20 protein-coding genes are annotated in these 24,873 nt (G+C 51.5%); 12 read left to right on the top strand and 8 right to left on the bottom strand.

Annotation, left to right across the window (positions count from 1 at the left end; all coding sequences use genetic code 11):
* Positions 1 to 253: 253 nt before the first annotated feature.
* From hofQ to pilM, 4 genes are read right to left on the bottom strand one after another with little or no spacing between them, the layout of a single operon-like run.
* Positions 254 to 1,516 carry a DNA uptake porin HofQ gene (gene hofQ / locus LC431_RS12265; protein ID WP_013573614.1) on the bottom strand — a complete coding sequence of 421 codons (1,263 nt, stop codon included), beginning with the start codon at positions 1,514 to 1,516 and terminating at the stop codon, positions 254 to 256.
* Entirely contained in the window at positions 1,516 to 2,376 is an 861-nt protein-coding gene (locus LC431_RS12270) for a hypothetical protein (RefSeq protein WP_013573613.1), read from the bottom strand. Before LC431_RS12270 ends, hofQ begins: the two co-directional genes overlap by 1 nt.
* Entirely contained in the window at positions 2,373 to 2,936 is a 564-nt protein-coding gene (locus tag LC431_RS12275) for a PilN domain-containing protein (RefSeq protein ID WP_013573612.1), read from the bottom strand. The genes LC431_RS12270 and LC431_RS12275 overlap by 4 nt, the downstream gene beginning before the upstream one ends.
* Positions 2,936 to 3,775, bottom strand: coding sequence for a pilus assembly protein PilM (gene pilM, locus LC431_RS12280; protein WP_223509915.1), 840 nt, complete (start codon positions 3,773 to 3,775; stop codon positions 2,936 to 2,938). The genes LC431_RS12275 and pilM overlap by 1 nt, the downstream gene beginning before the upstream one ends.
* A gap of 121 nt (positions 3,776 to 3,896) precedes the next feature.
* On the opposite strand from pilM, the gene mrcA reads away from it, so the two are divergent.
* Positions 3,897 to 6,452 carry a peptidoglycan glycosyltransferase/peptidoglycan DD-transpeptidase MrcA gene (gene mrcA, locus LC431_RS12285; RefSeq protein ID WP_013573610.1) on the top strand — a complete coding sequence of 852 codons (2,556 nt, stop codon included), beginning with the start codon at positions 3,897 to 3,899 and terminating at the stop codon, positions 6,450 to 6,452.
* 74 nt (positions 6,453 to 6,526) lie between these two features.
* Here mrcA and nudE read toward each other — a convergent pair whose 3' ends face one another.
* The gene (gene nudE, locus LC431_RS12290; RefSeq protein ID WP_013573609.1) at positions 6,527 to 7,084 is read right to left on the bottom strand and encodes an ADP compounds hydrolase NudE; all 558 of its coding nucleotides are present in this window, start codon (positions 7,082 to 7,084) and stop codon (positions 6,527 to 6,529) included.
* 442 nt (positions 7,085 to 7,526) lie between these two features.
* Between nudE and LC431_RS12295 the strand changes: the two genes are divergently transcribed.
* The 7 genes from LC431_RS12295 to LC431_RS12325 all read left to right on the top strand — a co-directional run bounded on the left by LC431_RS12295 (position 7,527) and on the right by LC431_RS12325 (position 14,492).
* Positions 7,527 to 9,674: an intracellular growth attenuator family protein gene (locus LC431_RS12295; RefSeq protein ID WP_014411507.1), complete on the top strand. Its 2,148-nt coding sequence runs from the start codon at positions 7,527 to 7,529 to the stop codon at positions 9,672 to 9,674.
* A 114-nt stretch (positions 9,675 to 9,788) separates the two neighbouring features.
* Positions 9,789 to 10,478 (top strand): GMP/IMP nucleotidase, encoded by a 690-nt coding sequence (yrfG, locus tag LC431_RS12300; RefSeq protein ID WP_119261116.1) that lies wholly within the window; start codon positions 9,789 to 9,791, stop codon positions 10,476 to 10,478.
* A gap of 24 nt (positions 10,479 to 10,502) precedes the next feature.
* A complete protein-coding gene (hslR, locus tag LC431_RS12305) occupies positions 10,503 to 10,907 on the top strand; it encodes a ribosome-associated heat shock protein Hsp15 (protein WP_013573605.1) in 405 nt (134 codons plus the stop codon).
* Positions 10,908 to 10,965: 58 nt separating this feature from the next.
* Entirely contained in the window at positions 10,966 to 11,850 is an 885-nt protein-coding gene (gene hslO / locus LC431_RS12310; RefSeq protein WP_014411506.1) for an Hsp33 family molecular chaperone HslO, read from the top strand.
* Positions 11,851 to 12,077: 227 nt separating this feature from the next.
* Entirely contained in the window at positions 12,078 to 13,700 is a 1,623-nt protein-coding gene (pckA, locus tag LC431_RS12315) for a phosphoenolpyruvate carboxykinase (ATP) (protein WP_013573603.1), read from the top strand.
* A 103-nt stretch (positions 13,701 to 13,803) separates the two neighbouring features.
* On the top strand, positions 13,804 to 14,016 hold the full coding sequence (locus LC431_RS12320) for a plasmid stabilization protein (RefSeq protein ID WP_013573602.1): 213 nt from the start codon (positions 13,804 to 13,806) through the stop codon (positions 14,014 to 14,016).
* On the top strand, positions 14,013 to 14,492 hold the full coding sequence (locus tag LC431_RS12325; protein ID WP_013573601.1) for a twitching motility protein PilT: 480 nt from the start codon (positions 14,013 to 14,015) through the stop codon (positions 14,490 to 14,492). Before LC431_RS12320 ends, LC431_RS12325 begins: the two co-directional genes overlap by 4 nt.
* A gap of 212 nt (positions 14,493 to 14,704) precedes the next feature.
* Here LC431_RS12325 and envZ read toward each other — a convergent pair whose 3' ends face one another.
* A complete protein-coding gene (envZ, locus tag LC431_RS12330; protein ID WP_013573600.1) occupies positions 14,705 to 16,066 on the bottom strand; it encodes a two-component system sensor histidine kinase EnvZ in 1,362 nt (453 codons plus the stop codon).
* Entirely contained in the window at positions 16,063 to 16,782 is a 720-nt protein-coding gene (gene ompR / locus LC431_RS12335) for a two-component system response regulator OmpR (protein ID WP_009635740.1), read from the bottom strand. Before ompR ends, envZ begins: the two co-directional genes overlap by 4 nt.
* Positions 16,783 to 17,371: 589 nt before the next feature.
* On the opposite strand from ompR, the gene LC431_RS12340 reads away from it, so the two are divergent.
* The 4 genes from LC431_RS12340 (at position 17,372) to LC431_RS12355 (ending at position 22,452) form a co-directional block, all read left to right on the top strand.
* The gene (locus LC431_RS12340) at positions 17,372 to 17,920 is read left to right on the top strand and encodes a fimbrial protein (RefSeq protein ID WP_013573598.1); all 549 of its coding nucleotides are present in this window, start codon (positions 17,372 to 17,374) and stop codon (positions 17,918 to 17,920) included.
* Positions 17,921 to 18,024: 104 nt separating this feature from the next.
* Positions 18,025 to 18,711 (top strand): molecular chaperone, encoded by a 687-nt coding sequence (locus LC431_RS12345; protein ID WP_013573597.1) that lies wholly within the window; start codon positions 18,025 to 18,027, stop codon positions 18,709 to 18,711.
* Positions 18,712 to 18,783: 72 nt separating this feature from the next.
* Positions 18,784 to 21,327: a fimbria/pilus outer membrane usher protein gene (locus LC431_RS12350; RefSeq protein WP_370633823.1), complete on the top strand. Its 2,544-nt coding sequence runs from the start codon at positions 18,784 to 18,786 to the stop codon at positions 21,325 to 21,327.
* Between the two features lie 9 nt (positions 21,328 to 21,336).
* Positions 21,337 to 22,452 carry a fimbrial protein gene (locus LC431_RS12355; RefSeq protein ID WP_112198406.1) on the top strand — a complete coding sequence of 372 codons (1,116 nt, stop codon included), beginning with the start codon at positions 21,337 to 21,339 and terminating at the stop codon, positions 22,450 to 22,452.
* Positions 22,453 to 22,466: 14 nt separating this feature from the next.
* Here the strand turns inward: LC431_RS12355 and pbpC are convergent, their stop codons facing one another.
* Positions 22,467 to 24,836: a penicillin-binding protein 1C gene (pbpC, locus tag LC431_RS12360; protein WP_121019995.1), complete on the bottom strand. Its 2,370-nt coding sequence runs from the start codon at positions 24,834 to 24,836 to the stop codon at positions 22,467 to 22,469.
* Positions 24,837 to 24,873 lie beyond the last annotated feature (37 nt).

Raw genomic sequence — 24,873 nt, forward strand, 5'->3', positions numbered from 1 at the left:
GTGCGAGATCAGAAAAAAATTATCTCAACACTCTTGGTAGTTTGGCAACCGAATAAATCACTTTGCACGCCGCAGGAGGGAAACCGTACGTTTTTATCGGCGTGTCTGTCGTAATAAAAAGATCACGGTGCTCAATTCGGTAACCCTTGTAAGCTAAATCGACGGCAGCGTCAAACTCAGAAGCCTCTTGCAACACAAAAAGTTGCATGCGCTCAACGTTATTAAGTCATTTACAAGGGGTAAGAATACCCATTTAACGGGTGAGGATTAAGGTCGGAGTGATGAAAATCACCAACTCACGCCGCTGTTCATTGGTGTATTGGTGTTTAAACAAAGAACCGACCACCGGAATGTCACCCAGGACAGGGACTTTCGTATCCGTTTTTTGGTTTTTACGCTGGAATATCCCGCCGAGTACGATCGTTTCCCCGTTTTTTACCGTCACCTGGGTTTTTATTTCCTGCTTATCGATCGCCAGCGCCTCGCCTTCGGACTGTTTGATACTTCGCCCCGGCATGTTCTGGCTAATCTGCAACGCCAGTTGAATACGCCCGTCACGCTGAATTTTCGGCATGACTTCCATTCCCAGCACCGCTTCTTTGAATTCGATCGACGTGCTGCCACTCGCCCCGCTGGAAACCTGATACGGGATTTCCGTTCCCTGTTTAATACTGGCAGTCTGCATATGCGCCGTCAGCAGCCGCGGGCTGGCAATAATATCGACCTTATCTTCCTGCTCAAGCGCCGTCAGTTCGAGATCAAGGATCCGCCCGCTGATGTGTGCAAGATTGAAGCCGGCAGTAAATATCGGATTTTCGACCGGCATTCCCATACTGAAATTGTTCATGCGCACCGCTTTTGTAATGGGTTCCTCCCCGGTAAATCCCCAGCGCACTCCAAGTTCGCGCAGGCTTTCGCTGTTCATGGTGACGATATGCGCCGCCAGCTGGACCTGCTGGAGGGGTAAATCCATCTCCTTTACCCACGGTGCCACCACATCCAGCGCCGCCTGCGTGTCACGTAACAATAGCGTATTGGTGCGGGTATCTGCAGAAGCATTGCCTTTTTGCGACAACAGCGATCCTTTCTGAGCGTTCAGGCTAAGCGCCGTCTCTTTCGCATCCGCATATTGCAAAGGGACGGTGAGGCTGATCAGCGGGCTTTGCAGCGCCTGCTGATCGGCGGCATCTTTTATCCGCTGTTGTACAACCTGCGGGTCTTCTTCAGGCGACACCAATAAAACGTTGCCCTGCAACTGACTGGTGAGATGGTTCATTTGCAGAATGATGTCGAGCGCCTGCTGCCACGGCACATCTTTGAGTTTCACACTCATCTGCCCGTCCAAACCCGGTGCGGTGACCAGATTCAGTTGCCGGGCATCCGCCAGCGCCTGCAATACCAAGCCGACCGGCGAGGACTGAAACTCCAGCGAAATCAGCGGTGGCGTACCGGCTTTCACCGGGCTAAGACATAAACACAGCAAAAACAGCACAATCCGTTTATTTACGTATTTCATTATTTTCCTTTCCCTGGAGAATCATTACCTTTACCCAGCCTGATAATCTGACGCTGTAAGCCGCAACGTGCGTCACTGAGGCTAAGTTCAACCTGCACACTGCTGAGCACTTCAACCGTCCATTGCGGCATCCCAACGAGTGAACCTGTTTCGACTTTATTCCAGCGCCCCTGCGGAGAAAGCAGCCAGCCATAACGTTGCCCTCCGACATCTGAAATCCCGCTTAACAGCCATTCAGATAACGGAGAAACACCAGCACAGTCGGGTGTCTGTGGCGTATTAAACGGATCACGCACGGCTTTCGACGCGACGACACTGCTAACAAACTCCGCCGCTGGCGCGGTTTGTGTCAGTAACACTGATGCTTTCATCCCACCACCACCGGTGGTATGCAGATTCAGCTCGCTAAACGCAGGCTGTTCAGGACGTTGCAACAGCGCATGAAGAAAATGCATCAGTTCGGTAAAAGTCACCTGCAACTGCAACTCACCCTGCGGTTCTTGTTTCGGTTGCGAAACGGGTTGCCAGCGAATCAGCACCGCCTGAGAGTCTTTCAGTGGCCGGGAAAACGCTTGCTCAAGAGGCAGGCTTTTGCGCAGTGATGTCGCATTACCGGCCAGTTCCTGCTCCAGTCTTTCCAGTGGAATCATGCGCATTAGCGTCACCTGAGCCAGGGAAAGGGTCTGTTGTGCGATGTCAATCTCCCGTTTCAGGGTTTCCTGTTGCTGCCATAATCCGCGCAATCCGAACTGATACAGCGTTAAAACCATCATCACTAAACATGCGGTCAGAATGAATACCCGCTGCCAGCCGGGTTTTTCCATCAGCGGTTCAATACGCTCTGATAGAAAACCGGTCATTGCGGTACTTCCGGCGCAGGCAGTGGCCTTTCAGCGCGAAACTGCGTTTTCATCACGAAGCTCAGATTCTGGTTGGGCTGTTGCTGTACATCAGAAAGACTGACCTTGCTGAGCAAGTCTCCTGCCGACAGCATGTCGCTCAATGCCAGAATGTCGTGGTACAACCGCCCTTCACCTTTTAACGTCAGCATTCCCTGATGTTCTGTCAGCTCAGTCAGCCACAGTTCTTCGGGCATTTTTAACGCCAGCAGCTCCAATAATTGCAGATAGTCCCGGCTCCGCTGCACACGCTGGTGGCTCAAAAGACGTGCTTCAGTCAGAACCTTTACCTGTGCTGATGCGGCCTCCACACGACGCTGCTGAAGCATAATCTTTTGAATGCCTGAATTTAGCGCTGACAGCTTCACCTGCAATAACGTCCGCTCCTGCACAATGAAAGCGGCCAGAAGCCAGGCACAGACCACCACAGAGACCGGAAACGAAACGAAAATCTTCAGCCAGCAACGCATCCGCTTTTGACGGCGCAGCTTTCGCCACGGTAATAAATTGACCTGGAGCATCAGTAATCCGCCTGACGAATAGCCAGCCCGACGGCGGGCGCAAATGCACCGGGATTCGCAGGCAAAGGCGCGGACAATTGCGCGATTGCGCTTAATGGCGACCAGCATTGCATTACCGCAGATGGCGATTCGCCACTGAAATAGTCCTCCGCGTGGCATAATGCGGCCGCGCGATACTGTGTGCGGATCTTCTGAGAAATTGAGGTTTCAGTCATGGCCTCTGCGTGATCCAGCAAGCCAAACTGGAACGGCAAGCTGTGCGGCGAAGCCCAGAGAAAGGCATCGTCAAGGGGATGAATCAGCAATGCATCACCCGGAACGCCGGCAGCACAGGCCGCCATCTGAAGTGCGCAAGGGGCCAGTTCAATAGCATCCGGGAACAACCGTGCCTGCGCCATGCATCGCACCCACTGTTCAATTTCCTGCTGCCTTGCGGCTGTAACCACCAACTGATTATCACCATGAGGATCAGCCCGGTAGTCCATCACCAGATGTTCCATGCCGAGGGGGAATTGTTTCGCGGCGTTAGCGAAAATAAACGCACTGCGCTGCGGCTCACCCAACCGGGCATCGGGCGCGGCCATTCGCTGTTGCATAATACGTTGTGCAGGAAGGCTTATTCGTAATGAAAAAGACGTCGGCAGCGTTTTTCGCCAGCACGATAAAAGGGCGATCAGCGGCGCGGTCTCATGTAATATCCCCTCCCGCAATGTGAAAGGAGGCAAAGGATGCTGCCACCAGTGACGTAATTGCCAGCCATGACGCCGCCACTGAACGGCGATCGCACGGGCAAAACCGGCTTGAATATCCAGACCTACCTGCCATGCTTGTAGTCGCATTTTCGCCCAATCTCCATATCGTCAGGTAAATAAAAGAACGTATCCATGTTGCTGGCTTGCCTTTATACTACCGCGCGGTTGTTTATAAACTGCCCAATTGACACTTAATGGGAAATCTCAGGTGAAGTTCGTAAAGTATTTATTGATTCTTGCAGTGTGTTGCATTTTGCTGGGAGCCGCCTCGATCTTCGGTTTGTATAAATATATCGAGCCACAGCTACCCGATGTCGCCACGCTTAAAGACGTGCGCTTGCAAACACCGATGCAAGTTTTCAGTGCCGAGGGTGATTTAATCGCTCAATATGGTGAAAAGCGCCGTATCCCACTGAAACTCGACCAGATCCCACCGGAACTGGTGCATGCGTTTATCGCGACAGAAGACAGTCGTTTCTATGAACATCACGGCGTGGACCCGATCGGTATTTTCCGTGCGGCTTCCGTTGCGCTGGTGTCCGGCCACGCCTCACAGGGCGCGAGTACCATTACTCAGCAACTGGCCCGTAACTTCTTCCTGAGTCCTGAACGCACGCTGACCCGTAAAATCAAGGAAGCATTTCTGGCCATCCGCATTGAGCAGATGATGTCCAAAGATGAAATCCTTGAGCTGTATCTGAATAAAATCTATCTCGGTTATCGCGCTTATGGCGTGGGTGCCGCTGCACAGGTTTACTTCGGGAAAAATGTCAACCAACTGACGCTCAGTGAAATGGCGGTGATTGCCGGTCTGCCAAAAGCACCGTCAACCTTCAATCCGCTGTATTCTCACGATCGTTCTCTGGCGCGTCGCAACACCGTACTGGCGCGTATGCTGGATGAGAAATACATCACGCAGGCCCAGTACGATCAGGCGCGTGCTGAGCCGCTGGTGGCGAATTATCATGCTCCACATATCGAGTTTTCTGCGCCGTATCTGACCGAAATGGTGCGTCAGGAGATGGTGAAACGTTATGGCGACAACGCTTATAACGATGGCTACATGGTTTACACCACCATTACCAAGAAAACCCAGCTGGCCGCGCAGGAAGCCCTGCGCACCAACGTGCTCAATTACGATATGCGCCACGGTTACCGTGGCCCGTCAAATCAGTTATGGAAAGTGGGTGAACCTGCGTGGGATCAGGACAAGATTGTTCAGTCGCTGAAAACCCTGCCGGTGTATGGCCCGCTGTTCCCGGCCGTTATCACCGCAACGGACGACGCTCAGGCGACGGCAACGATGTCCAACCGCGCGGTCATCAGCCTGCCATTCAGCGGCATGCGCTGGGCGCGACCTTACCGTAATGACAATGCTCAGGGCCCGACTCCGAAAAAAGTCACTGACGTGGTGCGCCCTGGTCAGCAAGTTTGGGTACGTAAAGTGGGTGATGACTGGTGGCTGGCGCAGGTGCCTGATGTCAACTCAGCCATCGTTTCACTCAATCCAAACGACGGTGCCATTGAAGCGCTGGTCGGCGGGTTTGACTTCAACCAGAGTAAGTTTAACCGCGCCAATCAGGCGGTTCGTCAGCTCGGTTCGAACATCAAACCTTTCCTGTATACCGCAGCAATGGATAAAGGCCTGACGCTGGCGACTATCCTGAATGACATGCCAATCACCCGCTGGGATGCCGGTGCAGGTACCGACTGGCGGCCGAAGAACTCCCCGCCAACGTATTACGGCCCGATCCGTTTACGTCAGGGTCTGGGCGAGTCTAAAAACGTGGTGATGGTGCGTGCGATGCGTGCGATGGGTGTGGATTACGCGGCTGAATATCTGCAGCGTTTTGGCTTCCCGGCGGCGAACATTGTTCATTCCGAATCACTGGCATTGGGTTCTGCTTCATTCACTCCGTTACAGGTGGTACGCGGTTACGCCACACTGACCAACGGCGGTTATCTGGTTGATCCGTATTTCATCACCAAAATCGTGGATGAGTCCGGCCAGGTTCAGTTTGAAGCCAAACCTAAAATCGCCTGCCGTACCTGTAATATTCCGGTTATTTATGGGGATACGCAGAAATCTGCCGTGCTGTCGGATGACAACGTAGAAAATGTTGCTACGTCCACCATCAATAACAATACCAGTGTGCCAACGCCACAACTTGAGCAGGTTCCGCCGAACTCGCCACAGGTTGATGCCGCACAGCAATACGCACCGCATGTGATCAGTACTCCTCTGTCATTCCTGATCAGTGATGCACTGAACTCCAACATCTTCGGGGAACCGGGCTGGATGGGGACGGGCTGGCGCGCAGGACGCGACCTGAAACGTCACGACATTGGCGGCAAAACCGGGACAACCAACAGCTCGAAAGATGCCTGGTTCTCCGGATATGGCCCTGACGTGGTGACATCAGTCTGGATTGGCTTTGACGATCACCGTCGTGATTTGGGCCGTTCGACGGCTTCCGGTGTCATCCCGGATCAAATCTCCGGTGCCGAAGGCGGCGCGAAAAGTGCTCAGCCAGCCTGGGATGATTACATGAAAGCCGTGCTGGAAGGAGTGCCGGAACAGCCACAGACTCCGCCTCCGGGTGTGGTGACCGTCACTATCGATAAGAGTACCGGTAAGCTTTCTGACGGCGGCGGTAACAGTCGCCCGGAATACTTTATCGACGGGACTCAGCCGACAGAACATGCTGTACATGAGGTCGGAACAACCATCATGGATAACGGTCAGGAACACGAACTGTTCTGATGCCTGAGCTGTAAAGCAAAAAGCCGGTCTGCGTAATGCATGACCGGCTTTTTTAATGATGTTTTATCGCAGGCTCAGCGGGCATTGCGCATCAGAAACTCATGCGCCAGGAATAACGCACTCACGTTGCGGGCTTCGCAAAAATCGGGATGTTGCAGCAGTTCCATCATGCGTGACACCGGCCAGCGCGTTTGTGGCAAAGGCTCCGGCTCATCACCTTCCAGGCTTTTCATATACAAATCTTTAGCAATGACGATATTCATGCGACTGGAGAAGTAAGAAGGCGCCATAGTCAGTTTTGCCAGCACGTCAAAGTGCCGTGCACCGTAGCCCACTTCTTCCATCAGTTCCCGGTTCGCCGCCTCAAGCACACCTTCACCCGGATCAATCAGGCCCTTGGGGAAACCCAGCTCGTAGCTTTCAATCCCAACGGCATATTCCTGAATTAACAACAGCTCATCATCAATGATCGGTACAATCATCACCGCTTCGCGATCGGAAGGACGCATGCGTTCATACACGCGTTCAGCGCCATTGCTGAATGTCAGATCAACAGATTCGATGGTGAATAATCGCGAACGGGCTACGGTTTCCACCTTCGTAATTTTCGGTTTTTGCAGGTGTTGTGTCATCTCATCCCCAACTTATTATTCACCTGACCAGAGGTGTTCTAATGGGTTCGTTTGTCTGTTCAAAAGCCGCTACCGGTAGTCATTGTGCGTTAAGGAGCGTCAGCATCGCAATCTTTACTGAAAAACTGTCTTTGTCCTGCCTGTTTCCCGTTCAAAATGTCACTAAATAATCGCCGTTAATCGCGCAAAAAAAACACGTTGACTCATGGCTGTCACATTTTTGCTTTAACAAAAACACTCTCACTTAAAAATAGGATTATACCGATACCCGTTAATTCCCAAATGCAGGTATCCTCTAGCATGGTATTTTTGTGCACGCGATTCAGGTTAACAATAATAAAATTCCTATCAAAAAGCACCCATGCGCAGAATGTGCATTTCGTTATATGTATAATACTTTCACAGAGTTGACGTAAGTCACCCACGTCTGAACGGGGATCGGATGAGCACAGTAGTCGTGACACTGGTGTTGTTGTGTATCGCAATTATTGCCACAGCGTCTTATTTTTGGCTCGTATTGCGTCGCCGCCAACGCGGCGAGTCAGTCGTGCGTTTTTCCACACCCAGTCAGCGCAAACTCTCCCAGAAAGAACGCGACGCAGTAGAACGCTATCTGCGACAAAATGAAGGCCTCGGCCAGACACCGATCACCCACCGCAATAATCTGATTATCCTGCGCGATAAACTGACGCTGACCACCAAAAGCGAAAATGTTTATAGCCTGACCCGCGCGATCACCCGTTATGGGGTGGCGAGCGAAGATCCTAACAAATGGCGTTACTTCCTCGATTCTACTGAAATTCACCTGCCGCCATTCTGGGAGCAATACATTGCTCAGGAAAACCAGGTCGAGCTGATCAAAACACAGACTCTGCCGCTGGTGATTTCACTCAACGGTCATACGCTGACCGAGCACGTTTACGAAGGCCCGGCGCCGGTTTCGGCGGTGATACCTTCTCAGCCGCAAAATGCGTCTATCCGTCATGAAGAAAGCGAGCATATTGAACTGGTCAAAGTGCGTCGCGAAACACGTGAAGAGCATGCGCTGACCCGTTCGAATGGTGTAAAAGAAGCGCTGGCTGTTTCCGCTATTCTGCTTCTGCTTTTCATCACACTGCAAAGTCCGGTGATATTTCTGCCCTGGTTGCTGGTGATTTCGGCAGGATTAGCCGCCTGGGTTATCTGGCGGTTTGTGTCTGAACGTTTAGGTAAAAATCGTAAGGAAATTCATTGCCTGCGCGGCTTACCTAAACGCTGGGGTTTGTTCGGTGAATCCAAACAAGGTGATATCAGCAATATTTCGCTCGGTGCGGTAGACCTGATTTATCCGCCTCACTGGCAGCCCTATATTGGTCGTGATCTCGGACAGCCAACGGACGTGGAAGTCTATATGAACAGCCACGTTGTCCGCCAGGGAAGCTATCTGACACTGCACGAGGAAGTGAAAAGATTCCCGCTCCAGCAGTGGGGAAGAAACCTGGTGCTCGCCACCAGCGCCTTCCTCTTGCTGCTGGCGTTACTGGTTTATGTGCCGCTTGGCCTGCCGCTCAAACTCAGCGTAGCCTGGCTGCAAGGTGCACAAAGTTCGCAGGTTAACAGCGTACAGGAACTGGAAAAGGCTGCCCTGCGCGTCGGCGACACCCTGAAAGTTCAGGGTACCGGCATGTGTTATGTGCCACCGGCGGCCAGCCGTTCTGCATCCGGTTTTATGCCTTTTGATTGTTCCGCGATTTACTGGAATACCGCGACGCCGCTGCCGGTGCCGCAGTCAGAAATTATTGATGCAGCTACAGCGCTGCAAACCACGGTGAACAACCAGCTGCATCCCGGCCAGAACCAAACCCCCGAGCAAAACATTAACCCGCAACTGGCCACCGCCATCGAGAAATCCGGGATGATCCTGCTTGATGATTTCGCGGATATCGTGCTGAAAACCGAAACGCTATGCGGAAACAGTAACGATTGTGTTCGTCTGAAAAATGCGCTGGTGAATCTGGGCAATTCGAGCAACTGGAATTCGCTGGTGAAGCGGGCAAAAGCAGGCACATTGCAGGGGATTAACGTTCTGCTGCGTCCGGTCAGCGCGCAATCGCTGAGTGAACTGGTGAATAACGCAACGTCTTCTTTCTTTGTTCAGGAAACCCGTCGCGCCGCTGACAGCCTTAACAGCCCGCCACCGGGCGGATTCTTGATCAGTAACGATGAAGGACGCCAGTTGATTGAAATGCCCACGCCTCCGGTCAGCGTGTTTGCTAACCCGCCTCAGGAGCAGTGGAAGCAACTGCAACAATTATCGACACTCCTGCTACATACACCGTTCAGTGCGCAGGGCGTGATCACCAGTATCAGCATTGATGCTAACGGAACCCGTCACATTTCGTTGCACAGCGAGCCGGATATCTCAACGCTCTGGCGCTATCTGGGCACCAGCTTATTACTGTTACTGTTAATCGGTGTTCTGGCGGTCAATCTCGTGCTGTTTACCCGCCGTTTCATCAAAGATAAGCGCAGAATCGACGATATTCAGCAATATTATAACTCCTGCTTTCATCCCACGTTAATGCCAATCCCCGTGCAAAAACTGGGCTGAAAACCACCGGGTGTCCCTGCGCCACCCGGTCAGATTATGCTACCCTGACGCCCTTCCCTGCTTTCATCTGTTCGCCCCTGCGGTTTCTCACAGCCGCAAGAACCTGGAGTCTTCATGCCCCCCGATTTTGACTGGCAATGCATCGATACTGTTTTACTGGATATGGACGGCACATTGCTGGATCTGGCTTTTGACAGCCAGTTCTGGTTGCAGGATGTCCCTCTTGCCCTTAGCCAGCAGCGTGCGATCCCGCTTGAAAACGCGCGCCAGTTAATTCATGACGAATATCTTGCCGTCCAGCACACCATGAACTGGTATTGCTTCGACTACTGGAGTGAAAGGCTGAGTCTGGATATCTACCAGATGACGACGAACATCGGCAAAAATGCGCGTCTTCGCGACGACACGCTGCCGTTTCTGGTTCACCTGCGTGAAAGCGGACGACAGACAATTTTGCTCACCAATGCGCATCCGCACAGTCTTTCCGTTAAAATTGAACATACCGGATTAGACCAGCACCTTGATTTATTACTTTCCACCCACACATTTGGTTATCCGAAGGAAGATCAGCGGCTGTGGTCTGCAGTTCAGCAACAAACGGGCTTTAATCCCGACAGGACATTATTTGTCGATGACGGTGAACCGATCCTGAATGCGGCAAAAACCTTCGGCATCCGCTATTGTCTGGGTATAGAAAATCCGGACTCGACCATGGCAAATAAGTCATTTGAAGGACATCCTTCCATCAATGATTACCGCAGCCTGTTGCCTGCAATTCACCCCGTAACAGGCCCGGCTAAGTAACACCGGTACGCTCAGGGGAAGAATATGAAAGGTAAAACGGAAGACGACGATAATGCAGTGCGCCTCGATAAATGGTTGTGGGCGGCTCGTTTTTATAAGACCCGCGCGCTGGCACGCGAGATGATTGATGGCGGCAAAGTGCATTACAACGGCCAGCGGGGGAAACCCAGCAAGCTGATGGAACTGAATGCCGAAATTACATTGCGTCAGGGAAATGACTCAAAAACGATCATCGTTCTGGGGCTGACCACTCAGCGCCGTAGTGCAGAAGAAGCACAGAAACTGTATCAGGAAACTGAGGCGAGCATTGCCAGCCGGGAAAAAATCTCCGAAGCACGCAAAATGAACGCGATGCCGCATCCGGACAGACGTCCGGACAAAAAGGAACGCCGCAACCTGATCAAATTTAAATATGGCGATTCTGAATAAATCCAAAGTCCTTCCAGGAGGGATGAAGGATTTGAGTTCGCTAAACAGAGAGAAAATTATGTCTAATCACGACCAACTGCATCGCTACCTGTTCAATCATCACGCCGTTCGCGGTGAACTGGTCTCGCTCAAAGAAACTTTCCAGCAGGTTATTGCCGGTCACGACTATCCGGCAGAAGTGCGCAATCTGCTGGGTGAAATGTTGGTGGCGACCAGCCTGCTGACTGCCACCCTGAAATTTGACGGCGATATTACCGTGCAGTTGCAAGGTGATGGTCCGCTGAAACTGGCCGTGATCAACGGTAACAACAAGCAGGAACTGCGCGGCGTCGCACGTCTGCAGGGTGACATTACCGAAGGCAGCTCGCTGAAAGAGATGATTGGCAACGGCTACATGGTGATCACGATTTCTCCGACCGTCGGCGAACGCTATCAGGGCGTCGTAGGGCTGGAAGGCGAAAACCTGGCAGAGTGTCTGGAAAACTACTTCATGCAGTCAGAACAGCTGCCAACCCGCATCTTCATCCGCACGGGTGAAGTTGAAGGCCAGCCTGCTGCAGGCGGCATGTTGTTGCAGGTTCTGCCAGCGCAAGATACTGATCCGGAAGAGTTCAGCCATCTGGCACAACTGACCACCACCATCAAAGCGGAAGAGCTGCTGACCCTGCCTGCCAACGAAGTGCTTTATCGTCTGTATCATCAGGAAGAGGTCACCCTGTATGAACCGCAGAATGTCTGTTTCCGTTGCACCTGTTCCCGCGAACGTTGTGCAGCAGCGTTGCTGACGCTGCCGGATGAAGATGTGCTCGACATGCTGGAAACTGATGGAAAAATAGAGATGCACTGCGATTATTGCGGCACGGACTATGAATTTGACGCGATGGATATGGCGACACTGAAAGCTGGCGGCGACGTTCATTCCGGAGATGACCACGTTCATTGATCGTTAACACACGCAGCCTGAGGGACTTTTCACTGAAAAGTCCCTTTTTTATTGCTATTCCATAACCTCATTTGCACACCTTTCGGGTTTTTCATCACAATTCTGGAAAAACATTCACATCTACCGTTATTCTTTGAGAGCTGTCGTGGCACAAAAGCGATATATACCTACAATAGCAACTGATTTATCCCTATTTACGGGATTCAAATTCAGCAAGGAGCAGGGAAATGCCTACCACTATCGGGATCACCGCCGAAACACTCTCCCAGTATGGGATCCACCAGAATAGCGAAATTGTCTATAACCCTGATTACGAAACTCTTTTTGCAGAAGAGACGGCCCCGGGCCTGGAAGGTTATGAGCGCGGGCAGGTGACAGAGCTCGGTGCAGTGAATGTCGATACTGGCATTTTCACCGGCCGCTCGCCGAAAGATAAATATATCGTCCGTGATGACACCACACGCGATACGCTCTGGTGGGCTGATCAGGGCAAAGGGAAAAATGATAACAAACCGCTGTCGCAGGAAATCTGGACATCACTCAAGGCGCTGGTCAGCAAGCAGCTATCCGGGAAACGTTTGTTTATCGTTGATGCCTTCTGCGGTGCCAATGCAGACTCACGCCTGAAAGTACGTTTTATTACGGAAGTCGCCTGGCAGGCACATTTCGTCAAGAACATGTTCATTCGCCCCGAAGTCAATGAACTGGAAAATTTCGAGCCTGATTTCATCGTGATGAACGGCGCGAAATGTACCAATCCGGACTGGCAGAAACAGGGTCTGAATTCTGAAAACTTCATCGCTTTCAATCTGACCGAACGTATCCAGCTGATAGGCGGCTCGTGGTACGGCGGAGAAATGAAGAAAGGCATGTTCGCAGTCATGAACTATCTGCTGCCATTGCAGGGTATCGCCTCAATGCATTGCTCAGCGAACGTCGGCGAAAAAGGCGATGTGGCGGTGTTCTTTGGTCTCTCCGGTACCGGCAAAACCACCTTATCCACCGATCCGAAGCGTCAGCTTATCGGCGATGATGAGCACGGCTGGGACGATGACGGCGTCTTTAACTTTGAAGGTGGCTGCTATGCCAAAACCATCAAACTGAGCAAAGACGCCGAGCCGGAAATTTTCGGTGCGATAAAACGCGATGCCTTGCTGGAAAACGTGATGGTCAGCGCAGACGGCAAAATCGACTTCAATGACGGCAGCAAGACTGAGAATACCCGCGTCTCCTACCCGATTTATCACATTCAAAATATCGTGAAACCGGTATCGAAAGCCGGTCACGCCAGTAAAGTGATTTTCCTGACAGCCGATGCGTTTGGCGTATTGCCGCCGGTTTCCCGTCTCACAGCCGCGCAAACGCAATACCATTTCCTGTCCGGTTTCACTGCGAAGCTGGCCGGAACTGAGCGCGGTGTCACTGAACCCACGCCAACCTTTTCTGCCTGCTTTGGTGCGGCGTTCCTGATGCTGCACCCGACGCAATACTCCGAAGTATTGGTGAAGCGCATGGAAGCTGCAGGCGCTCAGGCCTATCTGGTGAACACTGGCTGGAATGGTACCGGCAAACGTATTTCGCTGAAAAATACCCGCGCTATTATCGACGCGATCCTCAACGGCACCATTGATGATGCGGAAACCTTCACCTTGCCGCTGTTTAATCTGGCGGTGCCGGTTGAGCTGCCGGGCGTCGACACGCATATTCTGGATCCGCGCAATACTTACGCCAGCCGTGAACAGTGGCAGGAAAAAGCTGAACATCTGGCACAGTTATTTATCGATAACTTCGACAAATACACCGATACCCCGGCTGGCGCCGCACTGGTCAGTGCCGGACCGAAACGCTAATCTGCTGGCAAACTCTTATCAGGCGCGGGCTTCCGCGCCTTTTTTATTGCAACCAGCCCAGCGGCATTTCAGAATGACAGCATTGCTGTCAGAGGAGCCTGATATGGCGACGATTACCGTTCGTAATCTGGATGATGATGTGAAGGAATTATTGCGCATTGCGGCGGCCAGAAAAGGCCATTCGATGGAAGAAGAAGCACGTTTGATACTAAAACAGGCGCTGACCACTACAGTGCCTGATTTTGGTCTGGGCAGTCAGCTGCGCCAGCGCTTTTCTTCCCTGAGCGTGGAACATCTGGAACTGCCACCGAAATGATCATCCTCAATACTGCCGTCATCCTTGAGATGATTAGCCCCTTCCCGCAAAAGAACGTGCTGCAATGGCTGGACGCGCAGGACGCCACACAACTGTATCTGACCAGCCTGAGCGTCGCGGCGCTTTTCAGCTGGGCGGATAGTCTGCCGGAGAATCAGCCGAAAGCCGCGCTTTCGGACGCTTTGCTGGAGATGATGAACCAGGATTTCGCGGGCAGACTATTGCCGTTTGATGCGGCCAGCGCGCTGTATTACCCGCGTGTGATGGCCTTATCGAAGGCGGCCAATATTGAGATGGCGGAGCGTGATATGCAGCTCGCGGCAATCTGCCTGAACCATCAGGCGGGGCTTGCCACAGATCACGCAGAAGTGTTTGCACACACGGGCGTGGTGTTAGTTAATCCATGGGATACGGCGGAAACACCACGATGGCGGGAAGAAGCGGCAGAGTATTATGTGATGAGCAGGAAGAATTAAGCCAGCGGCTGGGCTGCTGTTAAACCGTGGGTTGCCACCCACACCGGCCTTAAAGGTGGCTTATCGCCACCCCCCTTAAGGAATCCCGGGCTCTATTGCGCGCTCCGCGCTGGCTATGTTTCAGCTGCCGCAGCGCGATAAGTGATCGCCGAAATTGAGAAACCGAAACTTTCACCTGTCTGAATAAAAGGGATCATTAAGGCTCCCCTTAATCAAACCAGTTTTTGCTGTACCGCCACCGCTTTCAGCATCTCAACCGGTAACGGCAGATAGGCCCGAATTCGTAATCCCCCGCGGTCACTTTTCCCGATATCCAGCGTGCCTGAGTGGGCATCAATAATGCGCTGAACAATCGCCAGCCCGAGTCCGGTTCCGCTGGTAGTTCGCGCACTTTCGCCACGCACAAATGGCTGAAACAGATGCTTAAGCTGGTCAGGCTCAATGCCCGGGCCGTCGTCTTCAACCTGGAACCAGGCCCGCTGCAATTCGCGACCACTACTGACTTTAATCCAGCCGTCGCCATAACGGGCGGCATTCACCACCATATTCACCACGGCACGTTTGATAGACAGCGGATGTGCATTGACCAGCAATTCGCCGTCCGCCAGACCAGAGTCGATCTCACGTTCATAACCGCTTTCCGTCGCAATCACTTCGCCCAGAATACCGTTAAGATCGGTGATCTCGGTCGGCATCTCCTGTCCGGTGCGCAGATAATCGATGAACTGCTCAATAATCGCGTTGCACTCTTCGATATCTTTATTGATCGACTCGGCGAGATAACTGTCATCGTCACTCATCATTTCGGTCGCCAGACGAATGCGCGTCAGCGGCGTACGCAGATCATGGCTGACGCCCGCCATCAGAAGGGTACGGTCATCGGCCAGCAGTTTGACACCGGCAGCCATCTGATTAAACGCCCGCGTCACAGAACGCACTTCAGACGCACCGTATTCACGCAGCGGCGGCGGAATAATACCTTTCCCTACCTGCAACGCCGCATGCTCCAGCTCAACCAGGGGGCGGTTCTGTATACGGATAAACAGCCACGCGCCACCAATCGCCAGCAACATAATCGCCAACGTATAGCGGAACAGCGGAGAGAAATCGCCCTGATGGATTTCAGTAAGGGGAACCCGCACCCAGATGTCAGGCGACAACCAGGTTTTCAGCCACACCACCGGGGTATTTTTATTGACCTCGACGCGCACGTCAGTAGGACCACCGAGTTGCTGCGCCATCTGCTGACTGAGGAATTCGTAATGCTGCGCCCAGCGCAGGCCACTCTCCTCGGCCGCAGAGTTGGTATAAAGAGAAATGCCCAGTTCGCGGTAGATTTCGCGACGAAATGCCGGTGGAACCGCCAGCAACGTCCCATCTTCCAACTGCAGCCGGTCAGTCATCAGCATACGGACTTCGTATGCCAATACCTTATTGAACTGCTGCAGGCTGGGCAGAATGGCGAAGTTCAGCACCACCAGATAGGTCGTCACCAGGCTGACGAACAGCAAGGTGACGATTAATAACAGAGTTCGGGCAAACGAGCTACGCGGTGAAAAGCGTATTCGCTTCATGCCTTACTGCCGTCCGGTACAAATACGTAGCCCAGACCCCAGACAGTCTGAATGTAACGCGGATGCGCCGGATCTTCTTCTACCATACGACGCAGACGGGAAATCTGCACATCGATAGAGCGTTCCATCGCACTGTATTCACGGCCACGCGCCAGATTCATCAGCTTGTCACGGGACAGTGGCTCACGCGGATGGCTTACCAGCGCTTTCAGCACGGCAAACTCACCACTGGTCAGTGGCATAGGCTCATCTTCACGGAACATTTCGCGGGTGCCGAGGTTCAGTTTGAACTTACCAAATGAAATGACCGCTTCTTCCTGAGAAGGTGCGCCTGGCAGTTCATTGGCCTGACGGCGCAGGACTGCGCGGATACGCGCCAGCAGTTCACGCGGGTTAAATGGCTTAGGAATGTAGTCGTCGGCGCCGATTTCCAGGCCCACGATACGGTCAACTTCTTCCCCTTTCGCCGTCACCATGATGATCGGCATCGGGTTACTCTGGCTGCGCAGACGACGGCAGATAGATAAACCATCTTCGCCAGGCAACATCAGATCCAGAACCATCAGGTGGAATGACTCACGGGTCAGCAAACGGTCCATTTGTTCAGCATTGGCAACGCTACGCACCTGGAAGCCCTGTTCAGTCAGATAACGCTCCAAAAGTGCACGCAGGCGCATATCGTCATCGACCACCAGAATCTTGTGATTTTCTTGCATTTAAATCTCCCAAAGGCGTGAATGCCTCAAGCTTGTATTGTTAGAAAAGTCAGCCAAAACAGACAGCGTTTAATGGTATATATTCTAGTCGAAATTGTAACAATGATTATGGATTTCCTAATTTATCAACAATATCAGAGGAGTCTTCTGCAAGCGAAGGTTGGTTTGTTACGGGGTGTCCCGCTCTGCAAACCTGCTCATCCGTTTTTCTGGTCATTATCTGAGCATTTCTGCCGAAAGTATCAGGAAAATGATCATCTCAATGTGCCCGTGGGGATAAAAGTTTGGTGATTTTACTTATTCGTTTGATTAATAATAAAGTGATAAGGATAATATTTTATTTGAGAAATAGATCATTTACCCACCAACTGATCATTTGAATGAATTAACCAAACCATAAAGATCATAGACAGTGATATTTCAGATTAAAAACTCATTATCATTTAATTAGACAGGATGCCACCGACTATTCAATGTATAGAACACTTGATAGAATTCGGCGTCTGAAGGTGATGAATTCACTTTATTTAATCCGATAAAGTCATCTTTAGATTAACCACTAATTTTTATTTCTGAATGGACGCAAAAAATGAAAACCAAGTTCAAGCTCTTAGCGGGTGGGATATTTTTGGCTATGGCTGCAAATAGCTATGCGATCGATGGCGCTATTAATTTTACGGGTGCGATTGTTGAAGAGGCCTGTGAAATCAATGGGGGTGAAGAGCTCAATATACCTTTAGGGACTTATTCAGCAGCTCAATTCCAGGAAATTGGTGATCTCTCTCCGAAGATCCCTTTTACCCTGCCACTTGATAACTGTCCTGTCGTTACTGAAAGTAATCCTACTCCTCACTTCCGGATATGGCTGGAGTCAGATACCGTTGCTGATACCACTGATTTGATTGCACTTGGCAATGATTACGGTGATGAAATGGCGGATGGTGTCGGCATCAGAATCGAAGATGCAGAAACCAACGAGATAATGAAAATCAACGGATTACCTGACATCATCTATCCAATCCCCGGAAAGGTTATGAATGTCAACCTTCTCGCATACTATGAGTCGTTTAAATTGCCTGGCGATATCACTGCCGGTGCAGCAGACGCGCGCGTGAAAGTCACTCTCGATTACAGATAAGTACTTTGAGCCTTGCCCTGTAAAAATTAATTCTACAGGGCATCTCTTATACGTTTATTCAATTACCGCATGAATATATTGCTACTGTAAGGATTCATATTCGAATGGGTAAGTCAAAAATATTAACATTACTTTTCATTATAACTTCAGTAGTTACATCACAAATAACCTATGCCGGCGGAATTATTGTCGGACGGACACGCGTTATTTATGATGCAGATAAAAGGGAAGCTACCCTTTCCGTTAAAAATAATGCCGATAACAATCCTTTCCTCATACAATCGTGGGTTGATGCGGGGGGAGAAAAAACACGCGGTCCTTTTATTATCACCCCGCCACTATTTCGACTGAATGCTCAACAGGAAAGTAACCTGCGCATTTCCTATAACGGCAGCGTCCTCCCGACAGACAGAGAGTCCGTTTTCTATATCAATGTTAAAGCGATACCTTCAACGCCAAAAAATACAAAAAACGAACTTAAACTGGTGGTCAATACGCGGATAAAGCTCTTTTACCGGCCAACAAAACTGCCCGGAAAATCGTTTGAAGCACCGAAGGCGCTCACTTTCTCCAGAAATAACGGGCATCTCGTTATCAAGAATCAGAGCCCTTATCACGTTGTTTTCAGTTCACTCAGCATTGGCTCAACTTTTTTAAAAGAGGTGGCCATGATTGCGCCATTGAGCGAGCTGGATGTCATTCTTCCCGCGAAAATCTCAGGCAACAGTGTGAAATGGGAAGCGATAAATGACTATGGCGGCACGACAGAACGATATGAGCAACCTCTGTAACCGGACCAATAAAGCCACGCCATAACTCACAGCAATCGCCTAATTACGGCAACTCAGAAGCACGAGAAAACTATGCTCACGGATGAAAAATTTTTACAGAAGAGCTTGTCTGGAGACATTAAAAAGACCTCCGCGCCGCTCGTGCTAAAACTGGGTGGCCTGCTGACCAGTACGGCTTTGGGATTACTCGCCGCTCACCCGGCCCGTTCAGAAAATGTCTATTTCGATCCTCAGTTCATCGAGCGTCAAGCCGGTGATGTTGGGGATGTCGACCTCTCGTTGTTCCAGAGTAATGACCAGGCACAGTTACCAGGTAACTATGACACTGCATTGTATGTGAATAAAAAATTAAAAATACGTCATTCAATCAGCTACTTGTCCAAACCAGACGGCACGCTTGAGCCACAGATCACGCCTGATATATTGCGGTTACTGGGCGTCAATGTTGATGCGTTTCCGGCGTTAAAAAATCATCAGCCGGACGCACCTTTGGGTTCGCTTGCACAATATATCCCTGCTGCAGACGTCAAATTTGATTTCTACCTCATGCAGCTTAATTTCAGCATTCCGCAGGCAGCGATCCTTCAAAAAGCTGAAGACTATATTGATCCGGAAAAATGGGATGACGGCGCGCCTGTACTTTTCTCAAATTATTCCTATTCAGGCGGCCAGAGGAGTTACCGAAATGGCAGTGATGATTCCAGCCAATACCTGAATCTGCAAAATGGCTTCAACGTAGGCCCGTGGCGCTTACGTAATTATACGACTTACAGCAACAGCGGAGGTGAGAAGCGTTGGGATACGATCTCAACCTACGCCGAACGGGATATCAAAACCTTAAAATCAAAATTCCAAATCGGTGAAAATTCGACCTCCGGAGAAATTCTCAGCAGTGTCCCGTTCTCCGGGGTTCAGCTTTTTTCTGACGATAATATGCTGCCAAACAGCCAGCGCGGTTTCGCACCCACCATACGGGGTATTGCAAACTCAAATGCAGAAGTCACTATCCGGCAAAATGATCACATTATTTATCAGTCTTTTGTCCCTCCGGGTGCCTTTGAGATTAGCGATCTTTATCCCTCATCCTACAGCGGAAATCTTGAGATAACGGTGAAAGAAGCTGACGGGACTGAACGCCGGTTTAATCAGCCTTTTTCAGCGATTCCCATCATGCAACGCCCTGGTCGTTTGAAATACAGCGCAACAGCGGGGACTTATCGCGCGACAGATAACAATGAGAAAGAGCCAACCTTTGCTCAAGGTACGGCTATCTATGGTATTTCAAACACCATTACGTCCTACGGTGGCTCTGTGGTATCTGAAGATTACCTCTCAGGACTCATCGGCATGGGTTATAACCTCCGGTGGCTGGGCGGCATTTCGGCTGATGTTACCCATGCCCGTTCTACACTGGACAATAATCAAACCACCTCAGGTCAGTCATATCGCGTCCAGTATTCGAAAAATATTGAAATGACCGACACAGATTTCAGTCTGGCAAGCTATCGGTACTCAAGTGCGGGATATTACGACTTCGATGAGTCCACACAATATCTTGATGGCGACAATGTTCCGGAACTTGATTATCACAAACGCAGTAAAATCCAGTTCAATATCAATCAGACATTGTGGCAAGGCGCGAGCCTGTATCTGTCAGGATACAAACAGGACTACTGGAATAACAGCGGCAAGGAGAAGAATCTCTCACTGGGCTTAAACAACAGTCTGTTTGGTATCAGCTATAACCTGAGCTATTCCTACAGCCAGTTACAGGATCAGGATAACGATCAACAGATATCCCTGAACGTCCGTATTCCGCTCAGCCGTTGGTTGCCACAAAGCTGGGGGACATACAATGTCTCTCACCAGAAAGGCGAAGGGACACGGCATCAGGTTGGATTAAGCGGAACCGCGCTTGACGATCGTCGCCTGAGCTATTCAGTTCAGCAAAGTTATACCGCTCATAACAGTGAAAGCGGCAGCAACCTTTACTCTTCTTACCGCTCCTCCTTTGGCAATCTCAATGCAGGTTACAATTACAGCAGGGATTCTCAGCAACTCAGCTACGGCATTGCCGGCGGGATCGTGGCGCATTCCCGGGGTGCCACTTTGTCTCAACCTCTCGGTGATTCCTTTGCATTGATTGATACCAATGGAGCCAGTGGGGCACGTCTGCAAAATCTTCCTGGCGTCAGAACAGACTGGCGTGGTTTTGCTGTCGTCCCGTATCTGACTGCGTATAACGAAAATCGTATCGCCATGGACACCACCACCCTGCCTGACGACGTAGATATCGAAAATACCTCAGCCATTGTGATCCCGAATTCCGGCGCCATGGTGACGGCACATTTTGATGCCCGAGTGGGGGCCAGAGTTTTGGTGACACTTGTCAGACCAAACGGGGCCACAGTCCCGTTTGGTGCCGTGGCGGCCACTGATAAACAAAGCAATATCGTGGATGAGGGCGGCGTCGTTTATCTGTCAGGTATCCCGTTAGAAAAACCCGTTTTACTTCATGTCAAATGGGGGAATAACGCATCTCAGCAATGTCAGGCTCAACTCAACATTTCTGCCTCAACCTCTCAGGTGAATTCGCTGAAGGCTCAGTGTATTTAAGGATAATTCATGCACACTAAAAAACAGGTTTTGCACAACCTGACATCACTCATAAAGCTCGCACTGTTGGGGATCGCCATAAATAGTTTTTCATCCCTCGCACAAGCGGGATCGGCAATGTGCTCGCCAGAAAATGGTGCCGGCGTGAGTTATGAAAACTTTCTTCATGAAGACATCCCCGCGTCGGACAACGAGAGAGGGAAAAAGTATGAAAAAAGCATGAATGGTGGAATGCAAAATTACACCATTGCCTGCAATTGTACCGACAAAGATGCCAGCAGCCGCAGTGGAGTACTGCTGATGTACACCGTAAAAACCGCCTTACCTAAGGGAACTGAGCCGGGATATTACAAAATTAATGACCACATTGATGTCAAAGCAAGCCTTGATCTGCCTCCGGCAACTGATGTTCCGGTGCCGACGACCAAAACACTTGGCGATGCCACGCATCACACAGATGCAAATAATAACGGCGTTTGCGTGCAGCAAAATACCCGTGCCAGCCTCGACATTGGTTCTCAAGGTTCATTAACTTTTTATATCACCACCCCTTTTATCGGAGAACTGGATATACCAAGAACAGAGATCGCTGAGATTTATTTGTCATCAGGTACGGCCATAGTGACCGCCCCTCCGCTTGGCTCCCCTGTTGCCCGCGTCTACGTCAGCGGAAAACTGACCGTACCCCAAAGCTGCGAAATCAATAAAGGTGAAACGATCACGGTCAATTTCGGTGCCATCGCCACCAATAAATTCACCACGCTCAATCAGCCTCCCAGAGGGTTTATTCCTGTAACGTTCAACATTACGTATGACTGCACAGCCAATGGATTGCCGAAGATCCCGGCAGGTACACAGCTTGCCATGCTGTTGAAGGGGGACGACCTGACAGATCAGTACACGCTGGTCGCCAGACGCCGGCCTTCTGACAATAAAGCCGATATTGGCATTCGCGTTGAGAATGCCAGCGGTACAGCGATCCCTTTTGAATCTGGAAACTTACCCATGAATCAAAACGGTATGGGAAACATCTCTATGACGGCTTACCCAATTAACCTCATTGGTGGCGGGCTGGATACCGGCGAATTCAGTGGGATGGCGACCTTGAAAATAGATATCCGATAAGCCTGCCACGCTGTTCAGTTCACAATCTCAATACTCACCAACCGGCTGTCCGCGCGCCCGTGGTCGTCCACCGCGCGAATGCGATACTGGCCGTTATTGATAGGCCGCCAGTCGATAGCGGATTTGCTGGCGGAGCTGCCGAGGTAGATGTCATCGACAAACCAGTACACCGTTTTACTGTCCGCATCCGTGACCGCATTAAAGGAAATCCGGTCACGGCCTTGCTGTGACTGCCGCAGCGTGTAGGTGGTATTTTTCAGCGGTGACGTGATGCGTGGCGGATTGCCACTCACGTCAACGCCCTCATCCTTGCAGTGATTCGCCGGGGGCTTACGTTTTGGCAACCCTGCCTGTGCAAAAACATTCGCCAGATCCGATGGCCAGAACTCAAACACTTCCGTACGGGTTTCGTCCTCCTCATAAGGCGGGCATGCCACTTCACCGGTCAGTTTATCGAGGCGCACCGGGCGGTAAACCGTATCGACTTTGATCGGCGACTTGCCCGGAATAAACCAGGTTTTGCCTTTTTGCTGGCACCACGGCGTCGGCAAATCACCGCTGGCCAGGCAGATATCCACCCTTTTCAACCCTTTGGGAAACGGGCGTTTGGGTTCCTGCAAATCAGGATAACTGGCGGTAATGCTGTCGATAATATTGAAGAACAGCGGCGCGGCCGCATCGGCACCGACAAACACGTTGTTGCCTTTGCTGTCGAAATTCCCTTCCCACACCACCAGCACGTAAGGCCCGAAAACCCCCACGCTCCAGGCATCACGAAAGCCCCAGGACGTGCCGGTTTTCCAGTAAACTGGCAGTGAAGACGGTGCCTGTGCCAGCGTATCGCCCGGACGGCGGTGCTGGCGCAGCATATCGAGGGTGATGAAACTGGCCTCTTCACTCAGCAACCTGACCGGCGTTGTCTGCCGCGGATCGGATTTCTGCATCCGTAACGGCTGTAAGACGCCACGGTTCGCCAGCAATGCGTACAGTTTTGCCAGTTCCTGCATCGTCACTTCGCCACCGCCCAGCACCAGCGATAAACCATAATGGTTCTCGCTGGACATATCCGCCACGCCGGAAAGACGCAGAAACTGATAGAACGTCGGCTGGCGAAGCTGTGAAGCCACATACACGGCCGGAATGTTGCGGCTGAAGTTCAGCGCATCGGTGGCAGTCACTGGTCCGAGAAATCGCCGGTCGAAATTCTCCGGCGCATATGCCCCAAATGCTGAAGGCACATCTTTGAGAATAGTCATCGGATGCAGCACGCCCTGCTCCATGCCCAGCGCGTAAATAAACGGTTTGAGCGCCGAACCGGGCGAGCGTTTCGCATTGGTGCCGTTCACCTGCCCCTGAATCGTACGGTTGTAGTAATCGGCGGAACCGACCAGCGCACGCACACCCATATCACGGGTATCGGCCAGCACAACAGCAGCATTGTGAATCCCACGGCTTTCGTTGCGGGTGATAAACGCATTCACCTGCCGCTCGATCAGCCGCTGCAAACCGGCATCCAGCGTGGTGTCGATACGGGTATCCGTGCGGATAATTTGCGGGTTCTGCTGGCGTAACTGCTCGATGAAATGCGGCGCAATATAAGGCATCTGTTCGGGCTGGCGCAGTGCCAGCGGCAATCTGAACAATGAAGTCTGGCTGCTGTCGGTTGCATAATGGGCCTGCCAGCGCTGGAAAAGCCGGTTACGAGCCTGCGTCAGCGCCGCACCGACAACACCCGTTTTAGAGTCGATACGGTAGCTCGGCGATTGTGGCAGAACCGCCAGCGTCAGTGCTTCCGGTAACGTCAGATCCTTCGGGGCTTTGTTGAAATAAATCAGGCTGGCCGCGCCAATGCTTTCAATATTTCGCCCGTACGGTGCGGTATTCAGATAGGCTTCGAGAATGTCATGTTTGGAATAACTCAGTTCCAGTTGCACCGCGCGCAGAACCTGCATGATTTTACCCGATGGCGTGCGGGTGTTCAGATGCCAGTGCATCCGCGCCAGTTGCATCGTGATAGTGGAGCCGCCCTGCATCTTTCCACCCGTCACATAGCTGCGCCAGAACCCCCGCATCAGGCTGAACGGGTTAAAACCGGGGTTGATATAAAACCAGCGATCTTCATGCAGCAACAAGCTTTTCACCGCCAGCGGAGAAACCTGTTCAAGTGGCGTCCAGAGGCGATAACGGTCGTCGTTCGCCAGCGTGATACGCATCAGCGTACCCTGACGGTCATAATAGACGGTGGAAAAAGGCTGGCCCTGAGAAAGGAGCGGATGTGGCCAGAGGCGGCATGCCACAATAATCATCGCCAGTAAAAAAACCGCCATCGCGATGTTTTGCAGCAGACGTTTGGCTGTTTTAGAAAATGCGCGAAAGGTGATCATCTTGCTACTCAGAACAGGTTAAGCCCCGCCATCAGCG

The organism is Rahnella sp. GSA61A (assembly GCF_019969905.1).
GTDB classification, from domain to species: Bacteria; Pseudomonadota; Gammaproteobacteria; order Enterobacterales; family Enterobacteriaceae; genus Rahnella; species Rahnella aceris.